This is a genomic window from Sphingomonas lacusdianchii (assembly GCF_022664395.1).
Classification (GTDB): Bacteria; Pseudomonadota; Alphaproteobacteria; order Sphingomonadales; family Sphingomonadaceae; genus Sphingomonas; species Sphingomonas lacusdianchii.
The window spans coordinates 1-13774 of record NZ_JAKRET010000037.1 but is presented as its reverse complement, the minus strand read 5'-3'; the positions used below and the strand labels follow the sequence as shown (position 1 = coordinate 13774).

Below are 13774 nucleotides of genomic sequence, written 5' to 3'. Positions count from 1 at the left end.
CCTTGATCTTGGGGAGCGCCTTCCGGTCGATGAGCTTCCCCCTGACCTCGAAGTCGGCGCTGATCTTCACGATCAGCACCTTGCTGAAGTTGCGCTTGAGATTGAGGGCGACGACATCGTTGGTCTTGAAGGGTGTGATGGTCTTCACCTCCACGAAGTCGTTGCCGATCTTCCCGTCCGATCCCTGCGCATAGTTGCGGTGCAGCTTCAGCCCGTGAGTGATCGCGCCATAGAGTTCGCCGAGGTCGCCGTAGACCTGTAGGTGCCTCCCGGTCAGTTCGTGGTAATCCTGCGCCGTGGCAAGCAGGCTTTGGAAGATCGGCACCAGATCGGCTTCGAGGTCCGGGAAGCGTGCTTCGAACTCCCACCGTTCGAGGTGAGAGTTGATCTCGGTCCAAGTGATCCACTCGCCATCATCGTAGATGGCATTGTCTTCATTCCACATGCTTAAACCGACCCCGCGTTGATCCGCTGGCTTTAAGGCGTGTCGGTTAACACTTGTCCCGCACGATACCGACCGCATCGGTGCATTACGATGTTAAGTTGTCCGATGCAGCACCACATGGCAGCCTGTTCCGACATGAGGGGGAATCATGCCGGGAAATAATCACTATGCCGACTGCCTATGCGGTTGGTGTGTAAAGATGGGACGAGGCCGTAGGGCACGGGCGATATACTGGTCGCCAGATCGGTCGCCGACCTTCACGACCTACGCAAGTTTTACGATCCCCAACGCGGCTTGCCCGGTTTGTGGAGCCAGCGTCTTCTTCTATCAGTCTCCCTTCGGAGGGCGGGTGTTCTTCGACGAGCTTGGCCCACCTTGGCCGAAGCATCCATGCACGGATAACGCCGCATCGCCCGTGTCCCGGCCCTCTTCCTCAGGCGCATCCCGCAGACCCGTTCCCGCGTGGCGCAAAAATGGCTGGGAACCGATCACGCTCCAGTCCTCCCGCATGATCGGAAACTGGCACATCCTCCCGGTCAAGAACATCATCACCGGCCTCTACTTCGATGTGCTGGCGGACGAGGCGCTTCGTGTTGACGGGGAGGTATGCGCGTTCATGAAGCCGTGGGATGCTAACGGCTGGAGCCAAATCTCGATATTCAATCTCGATCGAGAGCGCGAGACTTCCTTCAACATCTTTCAACGGAAACGCTTCGAGCGATTTTCGCGTGTCGATGCCGTCGCGACGCGAAGGCGGCGAGCGAAGTCGTGAAGAGCCCCAGCGTCTGTATGGCTGTTAACAGCGCCCGGTAAGTGCCTTCCTCAGAGAACCAAGCTGATCCGCGCGCCGATCGATAACCTGCCGATCAGCGAAGGCCAGCGCATTTCGAACATCTCGGGCGAGATCGCCATTGTCCCGTCGCCCCATGCGCATCGCCATCTCTGCGCCTATCTGGCGCAAGTCATAAGCGTCGAGCGCATAGCCTTTCCGATGCGCGGAGCAGGCAACCGAGCAGAGGAAACGGAACATCCTCCCACCGGGCGCTCCCGTGAGCGCCGCCTCTACCGCGTTGGTTGGCACGACGGGCGAACTATCGAGATCAGCCAGATTATCGGCGCGCCGACCATCATGTCGCGATGCCCGCGCGATCTCCATTAGCCCCGGATCAATCCTCGGCTCGACGGGGGCCGGATACGCTGCCACGATATCATCGACGCGCATGGGCCTGCCTGCCATTCGGTGGAGCAACTGATTGCTCCGTCCCACCCATGCGCGCGGCGCGATGAATAGACGGGAAATGTCCTTGGTCTGCTCGTCGAAGCAGCCGAAGCCGATTGCGAACGAACGCCATACGGCGTCGAACTCGTGGGCATCGATCACCCGATCGAGTGGGAACATCAGCCGGAAGCACTGGGCTTCAGGCTGATGGCTGGCCGTCGTGTAGATCAGGTAGGGCGAGGCGAATGCGTCCATCACATCGGCAATCTCATAGATCGTCGCACCGGGGCGGTTGCCCGCCTTGTTGTCGATGTCAGCGGCGAACCAATTCCACCCCGTTGCCGCTGCCTTCGAGCGGTATGACCCCGATGGATAGATCGCGGGTGAAATGCACAGTTGCATGGCCTTGGTTGACGGTTCGGCGACCTCTTGGCTCTGCTGGGCCATGAGGTCGGCAAACTCGCTCCAATCGATCGGCCCGAACATTTCGGGCCGACGATCTTGGACATGCTCGACGACGGAGAGCCGGATCACGCGCGTCGCCCCTGCAAGAGCGTGAGAGGCTTGGCACCGACCCAGCGCCAGACAATACCAGTGCGGTCGCGCCCTTTCACCAAAGGGCAGATGCAGGGAAATTGGCTGATGATCCGCCCAATCTCTTTCGAGAAGGCATCGCGCGTGCGCGCAACCGGATCGTGATCGGCAACGACGGTGCGCCTATGCGACAGGAAGGCATCATACAGGTCTTGCGTTCGAATTTTGTCATCATACACAACGCGGCCAAGGTCGGTTTCGCCAGATGCGAGCGCGCGCAGCCATGCCTCGACTGGTCCATGGTGTCGCTCACCTTCCTGCACTGTCGCGAGCATATCGCGGAAGTCTTCCATGGGGTCGGCGTCCGTGTGCTTCACGCTCTGCCATGCTGCCGACCAGTCAAGCGATGCGATAAAGTCGCGATCCTCGGGTGGCCGGTATTCGATGGCAACGAAGCGCCGATTGCCGGTCTCGTCGCGGATCAGTTCGGACAGCGCCTTGTTCGACGCGCCAATCAGCGTCGCGCGCTGCCGCACCGTCTGGATCGCGTTCGTGCGCATCGGTCGGCGATCGAGCGTCTCAGCGGTGATGACATTCTTTACGACATCAACATCCGAGCGATCCGCATAGCCCATCTCGTCGATGAAAATGATGTAGCTCTGCCACAGGTCGATCATACGATCGTCGCTGATCGACCGGAAGTCGGCACTGCGGGAAAGCTCGGCGAGTGGGCCGAACAGGTGGTTGAGGAAGTAGGTCTTACCGCTTCCCTGCCTGCCGGTCAGCACAGGCATGAGGTGATGGCCGACCGGCCTCCCATGCAGCTTGCTGACCACCTGATGCACGAACTTACGCAGCACAGCGGCCACGAAGGCAGGGGAAGTCTCGCTGCAATCGAAGCAGGTGCGGGCGACCGACTCCCAGTCGAAATCGGCGCGCGCGCCGATCTGATCACGAATGGCAGTGATCCGTCCCTGCCGCTCGGCCTGATACCAGCCATCCACCGCATCGTCGATGTCCGAGCGATTGAAGCCGATGCTAAGTGATGCGTTCGCCAGACGGCAATCGCGTGCGAGATCGGTGGTCAAGATGTCGAGGCGCTGCCCGGTGGCAAGGTCGAGGCGCGTCATCGTGCCGTTGAAACGCACCCGGACATCCAATTGCCGTGCGAGAACATGCACGAACTCTGGCGGCGTGCCGGGACATGCGCCCAGCGCAGTAGTGATCGACGCTCGACGACGGCCATCTCGAATGTCCTGCTGGGTGATGAGGCGCTGGTCCTGCGCCCACCTGAACAATGCACGGTTGTCCTGATCGAAGTCGATACCGTCGAAGATGTCGTGCGGGCGGAGGTCGTCGTTTGCGGCATGGCGTTCCTCAAGGGCCATCCGGTGTGTGGTGAGGAAGGAACGGTAAGTCATTGTGGTAAGCATTCTCCAAGTAAAAAGGGTCCGAGGCGTGTCGCTCCGCCTCGAACCCTCATGCTTACCGAAAAGCCGATCCTATCATTACGTTGGATCGTCCGCAGTATTTATGTGATTTCGTTCATGACGAGCGACCGCCTTGATGAAGTATTTATAACTTGCAGCGATTGATGCTCGCAATATTTGTAATTGTTCGAGGTGATGTAGGCGATGAACGGTAGGGGGCTGCACCGGGGGTGTGGCATCAGCATAATGCAATATTATGATGAGAGGATAGAAATGCCCTACACACCATTCATTCATTACATTGAAGGACTGAGAAAACAGAAACGGTGTCCCGCCAGCCGCGCCATGGCTTTGGCACTGCGAGCATTCGTTAACTTGCAGGAAGTGTCCGTCCGTATCTGTGTCGCCAGTCAGTGGCCGAGCCGCATCGTAGGCCCATTATCTGCCGACTAAATATAAGAGCATGCACGGAGAGCAAAAATGGTATGGCGACACTATGAAATCCGGGGGCGTGGAACAGTCTCGGTATTGGGAGACGACGGCGTTGCCATCGACGCTACATACAACTCCGGGTTGGTCGCCACGGGTAAAACACGGGTGTTCGCGGGCTACTTCGTGCGCCTAACGCTACCGAGTGGAACGGAATTCCTCGGGGAGGATGAGCACTCCCTGCGCTCCGCCCTGCTGCGCCTCGCGTCGAACATGTCTGCCGTGAAGTTGGCCCCTCAATGCGCGGGCCTCGATCCTCGCTGGCGCGAGAGCGCCTTGTCGGAAAACTCCGGCTTTGGATACTTTGTTTTTCACCCAGAGCCGGTCCACATGATGGACCCGACCCCTTCGGCACTCGGTGCCAATGACACCGACATCGAGGCGGAAATTCGAGAAGCCGTCGAGGGCATGCGGATTGGGCTGGCTCCGCGCTGACGATAGGCGCTCGACATCCCGATCAATAGAAAGCTATCGCGACAAAAATGTCAGGATAGCTTTTTATGGATATCGGCCCAGCCATTCGGCGGACACGAAAATCTGTTGGCCTCACTCAGGGGGAGGTCGCCGCCCTTGCCGGGGTGAGCCGACAGGCAGTCGTCCTGCTCGAACAGGGCGGCGGACGGATGAGCACCCTCGCCAAGGTTGGCCCCCATATTGGATTCAGGATTATTGGGCTCGCCAATGGCGACAACCCTGCCGCACAGGTTCAAGCCGCGCGCCGTCAGCGCAAAATGACCCAGCAGGGCGTGGCATCCCGCGCCGGAATATCGGTGCCCACGGTGCGAGCCGTCGAGAGCGGCACTGCGTCAATGGCGGCTCTGACTTCGGTGCTGGCGGTCCTCGCGCCGAAGGCGCGGGAAGCCATGCTGGTGCGCGCGCATTGGCAGGAGCGGCGCGATGTAAGGTTCACACCTCCAGAGGTGGTCGAATGGGTGCTCGCCTCGTTCGGCCCGATCGCCCTCGACCCTGCTGGCGACCCGCGAAGTTTCGTCCCCGCCGAGCGCGTGCTGACAGAGGCGGACGACGGGCTGGCGACGCGGTGGAGCGGGCGACTGGCATTCGTGAACCCGCCATTCTCCGACCTCACGCGCTGGATTGGCCGGTGCTGCGACGCATGGGACAGGCAGGAAGTCGAAATGATCGTCGGCCTGTTCCCTGCTCGAACCGAGACTACCACCTTCCGCGAGCGCGTGTTCGGCGTCGCAGATGTCCTGCTGATGCCCCGCCGCCTGTCGTTCTACGATGAGCACCGAACCAAAATGTTTCCAGCCCCGTTCGCCCTGATGGTCTGCATCTGGGGTGCCGACCGGGACCGCGTGCTCGACTTCGCTGGTCGAACGGGCGCGCTGGTGCTCTGGGCTTCAGATGCCGCGAAAGCCCCATCTACTGGGCATGACGGCGAGACCGGTTCGTTCCCAAAGGCTTGACATCGAGCGGACAATTTGCACGCGCCCGCTCTCCGTCGTTGTCCTCTGGAGCCGCCCCTCCTAAGCATCGAAAATGGCATCCGGGGGATGCCGCGTTCGCGTGAAGGGCGGGTTACAAGTGGCGGTTAAAAAGTCTCAGATTTACAGTTCGTTGTGGAAGAGTTGCGACGCCTTGCGTGGCGGCATGGATGCCTCGCAATACAAAGATTACATCCTTACCCTGCTGTTCCTGAAATATGTGTCCGATCGGTCGTTAAGCGACCCCAACGCCCAGATCGAGGTGCCCGAGGGATGCCACTTCGCCGACATGGTGAAGCTCAAGGGCAACAAGGACATCGGCGAGGAGATCGACAAGATCATCGCCAAGGTGGCCGAGACCAACGACCTCGGCGGCGTGATCGATAACGCCAAATTCAACGACCCCAACAAGCTGGGCGAAGGCAAGGACATGGTGGACCGCCTGTCCAAGCTGATGGAAATTTTCAGCCGCCCCGAACTCGATTTCCGCAAAAACCGGGCGGAAGGCGACGACATTCTTGGCGACGCCTATGAGTATCTCATGCGCCACTTCGCGTCGGAAAGCGGGAAGTCGAAGGGCCAGTTCTACACCCCCGCCGAAGTCTCGCGCATCATGGCGAAGGCCGTGGGGATCAACGCGGCAACCTCCCGCCAGCACACCATTTACGACCCCACCTGCGGATCGGGCTCGCTGCTTCTCAAGGCGCATGATGCTGCCCCCGATGGCCTATCGATCTACGGGCAGGAGAAGGATGTCGCCACCTTCGCGCTCGCGCGAATGAACATGGTGATTCACAACTGCGCCGATGCCGAACTTTGGCGTGAGAACACGCTGACCAAGCCCTACCACAAGGGGGCGAACGGCCTGCTCAAGCAATTCGATTTCATCGTCGCCAACCCGCCATTCTCGGACAAGGCGTGGTCCACCGGGCTCAATCCCGATGAGGATGAGTTCGGGCGGTTCACCTATGGCACGCCGCCCTCGAAAAACGGCGACTATGCCTATCTCCTGCATGTGCTGGCTTCGATGAAATCGACCGGCAAGGCGGTGATTGTTCTGCCCCACGGCGTGCTGTTCCGTGGCAATGCCGAGGCAGACATTCGGCAGAAACTGCTGAAGCGCGGCTACATCAAAGCGATCATCGGCCTGCCCGCCAACCTCTTCTATGGCACCGGCATCCCTGCCTGTTTGGTCGTGCTTGACAAGGAGCACGCCGCCACGCGCACGGGCATTTTCATGATCGACGCCTCGAAGGGCTTCGTGAAGGATGGGAATAAGAACCGCCTGCGGAATCAGGATGTTCACAAGATCGTCGATGTGTTGCAGCGGTCGGTTGAGATCGAGGGCTTCTCGCGCATGGTCCCCTCGGCGGAGATCAACGCGAACGACGGAAACCTCAACATCCCGCGCTACATTGATGGATCGGAAGCCGAAGACCTCCAAGACATCGAAGCCCACCTCAAAGGCGGCATTCCGGCACGCGATGTCGATGCCTTGCAGGAGTATTGGGATGTAATGCCGGGGCTGCGCGGCGACTTGTTCGGACCCGGCGACCGCCCCGGATATCTCGCCGCCAAGGTCGAGCCGACCGAAGTGCGCGCCACGATCCACGCCCATGTCGAGTTCGAAGCGTTTGCCGCCACCGTGCGCGGTATCTTCGCCGCATGGCGCGAGGCAAACATCGAAGCGATGAGGGGCTTCGATAAGGGAAATCACCCGACCGACCTGATCCACGCCCTGTCGGAAAACCTGCTGGCGCGTTTCCGCGAGGCACCGCTGGTTGATGCTTATGACGCCTATCAGCACATCATGACCTACTGGTCAGAGGTGATGCAGGACGACGCCTATCAGATCACCAGCGAAGGCTGGGATGTCGCCAAGGTAATCCGCGAACTCGTGAAGGACGCCGATGGCAAGTTCACCGAGGAGCCCGACATCGTGCTGGGCAGCGGACGCGGTGGCAAGAAGCTCAAGGCCGAAGTCATCCCCCCTAAGCTGATCGTTGCCCGTTACTTCGCGGCGGAACAGGCCGAGGTGGATGAGTTGGAAGCCAAGGCCGAAGAACTGGCGCGTCAGCTTGAGGAACTGGAAGAAGAGCATTCCGGTGAGGACGGACTGCTGGTGGAAGCCCAGACCGATGCTGGGAAGCTGACCGCCGCCAGCGTGAAGGCGCGTCTCAAGGCGATTAAGGGCGATCCCGACGCGAAGGAAGAATTAGCTGTCTTGCGACAATGGTCGGCGCTGTCCGTTGAGCAAGGTGAGGCCACGCGCGCGTTAAAGGAGGCGCAAGCCGAACTCAACACGGTGGTGGTCAAGCGATATGCGAAGCTGTCGAATGCCGATGCAGTGGCGCTTGTCGTTGAGGATAAGTGGATCGCCTCGATCAGCGCTGCAATTGAAGGGGAAGTGGGTCGCGTGGCGCAGGAGGTGACGACACGGATCAAGCTGCTGACCCAACGCTACTCCATGCCTCTACCAGCATTAGATAAGGATGTGGCGGACCTTGAGGTAAAGGTCGCCCAGCACCTTGCCGCCATGGGGTTTGTGGCGTGATCGAGCGGGGCAAAAGCAGCCATGCCAAAGACGCCTTGCCCGATGGGTGGTCGGAATCGAGCATCGGGGCACATTTCGAGTTCAAAAATGGGCTGAACAAGGCAAAGGCGTTCTTCGGGCACGGCACGCCGATTATAAATTACATGGATGTCTACCGGTATCCGTGGCTGATGTCGTCCCATGTCAGCGGCAAAGTGGATGTCACGAAAAACGAACAGCAGGCATATTCTGCCAGACAGCATGACGCATTCTTCACTCGAACTTCCGAAACCGTCGATGAGATAGGAATGTGCGCCGTCCTAATGGAGCCCATCGAAAACGCGGTATTCAGCGGTTTCGTTCTCCGTGCGCGCCCGTTAAACGACAATTTGTCGTCGAGTTTTGTAGCCTATGCCTTGCGTGGAAGGGCGGTTCGTCAACAGATCGAGGCGACAGCGACTTACACGACCCGTGCGCTGACTAACGGGAAGTCATTGTCGGCTGTGATCGTTGCACTTCCAACTCCAAAAGAGCAGCAGCGCATTGGAGCAGCCCTCAAAGACATCGACGACCTCATCGCCTCGCTCGACGCGCTGATCGCCAAGAAGCGCGACATCAAGCAGGCCGCGATGCAACAGCTTCTCACAGGGAAGACGCGGTTGGCGGGGTTTGAGGGGGAGTGGGTTTCGCAGGCGCTGGGGGGATTGTCCAAGATCAAAACTGGATCAAAGAACAACCAAGATAAGTCGGAAGATGGCGAATTTCCGTTCTTCGTCCGTTCGGCAACTGTCGAACGCATTTCGAAACATTCGTATGATTGCGAGGCAATCTTAGTCCCCGGAGAAGGGGGCATCGGAAGCATATTCCATTATATGTTCGGGAAGTTTGACGCCCACCAACGCGTATATGTCATCAACGATTTCAATGGAATAGACGGTCGTTTCCTTTACTACCAAATGGCGATGAGCTTCGGGGCTTATGCAATGCAGAATTCCGTAAAGGCTACCGTTGACTCGTTGAGACTCCCTACTTTTCAAACATTTGAAGTGCACATGCCCGTGTCGATAGATGAACAGAAATCTATAGTAGGTGCGCTCGATGCTATTGTGGACGAAATATCGGCGCTGGACGCGCGCCGAGGGAAGATTGTCGCTTTGAAAGAGGGCATGATGCAGCAACTTCTCACCGGGCGGATCAGGCTGGTATGAGCACGGTCGGCCAGATCGAGCGGGCGACCCAGAGGCGGGTGGTGACGCTGTTCACCAAGACCCTTGGATACGACTATCTGGGAGACTGGCACGAGCGGCCCAACAACCGCAACATCGAAGAAAGCACTCTTCGCGCGTGGCTCGCTGGCCGATACGATGAGGCGCTAATCTCCCGCGCCATTGCCGAGTTGCAGCGGGTGGCGGGCGACAGTTCCCGCATCCCTTATGATGTCAATCGATCCGTATATGAGCTACTGCGCTATGGGGTGAAAGTTTCTGCCGGGGCGGGCGAAAACTTTCACACGATCCGCTTGATCGACTGGACCAACCCCGAGGCCAACCATTTCGCCGTTGCCGAGGAAGTGACCGTCAGCGGCTCAGGTGCCAAGAGCAGCACCAAGCGCCCGGACATCGTGCTCTATGTGAACGGCATTGCTCTCGGCGTGCTGGAACTCAAGCGCTCCACGGTCTCGGTCTCAGAGGGCATCCGGCAGAATCTCGACAACCAGAAGTCGATGTTCATCCGCCCGTTCTTCTCCACCATGCAGCTTGTCATGGCGGGCAACGACACCGAGGGGCTGCGCTACGGCACCACGGAAACCCGCGAAAAATACTATCTGCAATGGAAGGAGCCGGAGGAAGCCCCCGGCTTGCCGAGCAGTCCGCTTGACCGTGACCTGATCCATGTCTGCCGCAAGGATCGGCTTCTCGAACTGCTGCACGACTTCATCGTGTTCGACGCGGGCACCAAGAAGACCTGCCGCCACAACCAATATTTCGGCATCCGCGCCGCTCAGGAGCATGTCCGCACCCGCAAGGGCGGCATCATCTGGCACACGCAAGGCTCGGGCAAGAGCCTTACAATGGTGTGGCTGGCGAAGTGGATTCGCGAGAATATCGATCATTCGCGCGTTCTCATCATCACCGACCGGACGGAACTCGACGAGCAGATCGAGAAGGTGTTCAAGGGTGTTGGCGAGGACATTCACCGCACCACGAGTGGCGCGGACCTGATCGCCCGCCTGAACGACACCGGCCCGTGGCTGCTCGGCTCGCTGGTCCACAAGTTCGGCGGCAAGGATGAGGACGATGTCGAGAGCTTTGTCGCCGACATCCAGAAGTCGATTGCGGCGGGGTTCTCGCCCAAGGGCGATATCTATGTCTTCGTCGATGAGTGCCATCGCACCCAGTCCGGGCAACTGCATGAGGCGATGAAGGCCATCCTGCCGCATGCGATGTTCATCGGCTTCACCGGCACCCCGCTCCTCAAGGACGACAAGAAGACCAGCCTTGAGGTGTTTGGCCCCTACATCCATACCTATCGCTTCGACGAGGCGGTCGAAGACGGCGTGGTGCTCGACCTGCGGTATGAAGCCCGCGATATCGATCAGGAAATTACCTCTCCCAAGAAGATCGACCAGTGGTTCGAGGCCAAGACGAAGGGCTTGAGCGACCTCGCCAAGGCCCAGTTGAAGCAACGCTGGGGGACGATGAAGGCGGTGCTGTCGAGCCAGTCTCGCCTTGAAAAGATCGTCGCCGATATCCTGATGGACATGGAGTTGAAGGACCGCCTCGCCAGCGGTCGCGGCAACGCCATGCTGGTCTCCGGCAGCATCTACGAGGCGTGTAAATTCTACGAGTTGTTCGAGAAGACGCCACTCAAGGACAAGTGCGCGATCATCACCAGCTACAAGCCCAGCCCCAGCGATGTGAAGGGCGAGGGCGATGGCGAGGGCCTGACCGAACGGCTGCGGAAATATGCGACCTACAACCGGATGCTCGCGGAGAAAGAGCCCGAAGCCTTCGAGAAGGAAGTGAAAAAGCGCTTCATCGAGTCACCCGGCCAGATGAAGCTGCTGATTGTGGTCGATAAGCTGCTGACGGGGTTCGACGCTCCCTCGGCCACCTACCTCTACATCGACAAGAAAATGCAGGACCACGGCCTGTTCCAAGCCATTTGCCGGGTGAACCGGCTCGATGGCGACGACAAGGAATACGGCCAGATCATCGACTACAAAGACCTGTTCCGCAGCCTTGAGGGCGCGATCACCGATTACACCTCCGGGGCGTTCGAAGGTTATGACAAGGCCGATGTCGAAGGGCTGCTGGAAAACCGCCTCCAGAAGGCGCAGCAGCGCCTGAACGAAGTGCTGGAGGCCCTGCGCGCGCTATGCGAGCCTGTGGCACCGCCGAAGGGCACGCCAGACTACCTGCATTACTTCTGTGCCGCCGATACCGGCGATAAGGATGCGTTGAAGGACAACGAGCCCAAGCGTCTTACCCTCTACAAACTGACGGCTTCGCTGATCCGCGCCTACGCCGACATCGCAAACGACCTCAGTGAGGCTGGATACGATGCGGCGGGTGCGGCGGCACTGAAGGCCGAGGTGGAGCATTGCGAGAAGGTTCGCAGCGAGGTGAAGCTCGCCAGCGGTGACTATATCGACCTCAAGATGTTCGAGCCCGCGATGCGGCACCTTATCGACACCTACATTCGGGCCGAGGAGAGCGAAGTCATCTCCGCGTTCGACGACATGTCGTTGGTGGAACTGATCGTTGAGCGCGGCCCGGACGCGGTGGATGCCCTACCCGAAGGCATCAAGAGCAACCCGGAAAATATCGCCGAGACCATCGAGAACAATGTGCGTAAGCTCATTATCGACGAGACGCCGGTTAACCCCAAATATTATGAGCAAATGTCCGAACTGCTCGATGCGCTGGTGGAGCAGCGGAAGGCTGATGCACTGAGCTACGCGGAATATTTGGACAAGATCGTCGAATTGGCGAAGCGCGTGCATAGCCCGGAAGTTGGCGGCAGCTACCCTTCGGGTATCAACACCCCGGCCAAGCGCGCGCTTTTCGACAATTTGAGCGGAGACGAGGTGCTCGCCACTGCGATTGACGACGATGTGCGCCGGTCAAAAAAAGCGGATTGGCGCGGCAACATTTTCAAAGGGAGAGAGGTGCGGCGGGCGATCGGTCGCCACATCAGCGATCCGGCGCTTGTCGATACGATCTTCAATCTGGTCCACAAGCAACATGAATACTGACGGCCATAGCATCTTGGTGGGCGAGATTGATGTTGAGGTCGTCCGCAAGCAGATCAAAAACCTGCATCTTGGGGTCTACCCTCCTAACGGCAGGGTCCGCGTAGCCGCTCCGCTGACCGTCAACGATGACGCGGTGAGACTGGCGGTCATCACGCGGCTCGGCTGGATCAAACGACAGCAGGCGAAGTTCGCCGCTCAGGCTCGGCAGAGCGCCCGAAGCTATGTCTCGGGTGAGACCCACTTCCATCTGGGCGTGCCATATCGGCTCCGCTTGCTGCGCCGTGATGGTGCGCCCAGAGTTAGAATCGCTGCGGATCGTCTCGAACTTGTCGTGCCCCCCGGCAGCGACCGAGACTATCGTGAACGGGTTGTGCAGCGTTGGCAGCGATCAGAGTTGCGTAAGCGGGCTCAAGCACTGGTCACATCGTGGGCGGAGGCCATGGCGCTTTCGCCGCCAGCGTTCGGCATCAAGCGCATGCGGACGAAGTGGGGCTCCTGCAACACGGCTGCTAATCGCATCTGGCTCAACCTCGAACTGGTAAAGAAGCCGCCCGCGTGCATAGATTATCTCGTATGCCACGAAGTCGCCCATCTGATTGAGCCATCTCATGGCGAGCGTTTCATCGCTCTGATGGATAGGCACATGCCGCGTTGGCGCGTGGTCAGGGCTGAACTGAACCGGGAACCGCTGGGTCACGAGGAATGGGATCATTGAGGTGAATCATGGGTATTCCAGCGAATTATAGCCGTGAATTGCCTGAGCGCTGCCTTCACCTCATCGAAACTCTTTTGCCGAGCGTGGAATCGATCTCTTTTCCCGGTCAGGAGAACATCGGGCCGCTCACGACGACATTCTTGCTGGCGCTCGCCACCCCTATGATCGTGCTTCCTATCGAGCGCGTTGAACGGCATCGGGGCAAGCATTTCGAAGGATATGTCGATGAGAGGCCGCTCGATCCGCAACTGACGGCACTGATTGATGGAGAATTGGGTGGCAGGGCACTTCGCCATTCCTCGTTTTTTGCCCCAGCAGAATGGCGGCTTGCCCGGTTCCCGCACCAACCCGGCCAGAATCTTGCACGATACTTCCCGCACGAATTGTCAGCGGAACTGAATACACCGCAAGCGGAGGCGCGAGCATCGGCCATGGCTGCTTCCGAGTGGGCAAGTTGCCTCAGGAACGCTCTCGCACACGGAGGCGTCGCATATCTGGATGCGGACGGATTTCAGAAATATGGAATGAAGGCCGATAAGCTGGCCTTTATAAGCGGCAAATATGTGGCGGATGCCCAAATGCCCGAATCCCTGAAGGTGCTGTGTATAAAGGAGCAGGATTTTCTCGCTTTCATAAGGCGATGGGTGTCATGGCTCACAGCAACGGGGCTGTCGCTCGACCTCGCCGCTTAGAGACAAGCCCGACT

General features: G+C 59.1%; 11 protein-coding genes. 8 read left to right on the top strand and 3 right to left on the bottom strand.

Translation table 11 applies throughout. The features are described from left to right. Nucleotides 1–445 (bottom strand): hypothetical protein (locus tag MF607_RS21700; protein ID WP_242122213.1); only part of this gene is annotated, 445 nt, incomplete at its 3' end. A gap of 349 nt (nucleotides 446–794) precedes the next feature. Between MF607_RS21700 and MF607_RS21695 the strand changes: the two genes are divergently transcribed. Further along, nucleotides 795–1217 (top strand): hypothetical protein, encoded by a 423-nt coding sequence (locus tag MF607_RS21695; RefSeq protein ID WP_242122212.1) that lies wholly within the window; start codon nucleotides 795–797, stop codon nucleotides 1215–1217. Between the two features lie 24 nt (nucleotides 1218–1241). On the opposite strand, the gene MF607_RS21690 is transcribed toward MF607_RS21695, so the two are convergent. Further along, entirely contained in the window at nucleotides 1242–2198 is a 957-nt protein-coding gene (locus MF607_RS21690; protein ID WP_242122210.1) for a hypothetical protein, read from the bottom strand. Next, entirely contained in the window at nucleotides 2195–3619 is a 1425-nt protein-coding gene (locus MF607_RS21685) for a VapE domain-containing protein (RefSeq protein ID WP_242122205.1), read from the bottom strand. The genes MF607_RS21690 and MF607_RS21685 overlap by 4 nt, the downstream gene beginning before the upstream one ends. A gap of 489 nt (nucleotides 3620–4108) precedes the next feature. On the opposite strand from MF607_RS21685, the gene MF607_RS21680 reads away from it, so the two are divergent. From MF607_RS21680 to MF607_RS21650, 7 genes are all read left to right on the top strand, one after another. Continuing rightward, entirely contained in the window at nucleotides 4109–4552 is a 444-nt protein-coding gene (locus MF607_RS21680) for a hypothetical protein (protein WP_242122203.1), read from the top strand. A 65-nt stretch (nucleotides 4553–4617) separates the two neighbouring features. Then, nucleotides 4618–5544 (top strand): DNA N-6-adenine-methyltransferase, encoded by a 927-nt coding sequence (locus MF607_RS21675; protein WP_242122201.1) that lies wholly within the window; start codon nucleotides 4618–4620, stop codon nucleotides 5542–5544. Between the two features lie 118 nt (nucleotides 5545–5662). Continuing rightward, complete coding sequence (locus MF607_RS21670; protein WP_242122200.1) at nucleotides 5663–8116, top strand: type I restriction-modification system subunit M; 2454 nt, start codon at nucleotides 5663–5665, stop codon at nucleotides 8114–8116. Continuing rightward, nucleotides 8113–9303 carry a restriction endonuclease subunit S gene (locus MF607_RS21665; protein WP_242122198.1) on the top strand — a complete coding sequence of 397 codons (1191 nt, stop codon included), beginning with the start codon at nucleotides 8113–8115 and terminating at the stop codon, nucleotides 9301–9303. The genes MF607_RS21670 and MF607_RS21665 overlap by 4 nt, the downstream gene beginning before the upstream one ends. Next, a complete protein-coding gene (locus MF607_RS21660) occupies nucleotides 9300–12353 on the top strand; it encodes a type I restriction endonuclease subunit R (RefSeq protein ID WP_242122191.1) in 3054 nt (1017 codons plus the stop codon). Before MF607_RS21665 ends, MF607_RS21660 begins: the two co-directional genes overlap by 4 nt. Before the next feature lie 16 nt (nucleotides 12354–12369). Beyond that, nucleotides 12370–13068: a M48 family metallopeptidase gene (locus MF607_RS21655; protein ID WP_242122189.1), complete on the top strand. Its 699-nt coding sequence runs from the start codon at nucleotides 12370–12372 to the stop codon at nucleotides 13066–13068. 8 nt (nucleotides 13069–13076) lie between these two features. After that, entirely contained in the window at nucleotides 13077–13760 is a 684-nt protein-coding gene (locus MF607_RS21650; protein ID WP_242122187.1) for a hypothetical protein, read from the top strand. Nucleotides 13761–13774: the final 14 nt, after the last annotated feature.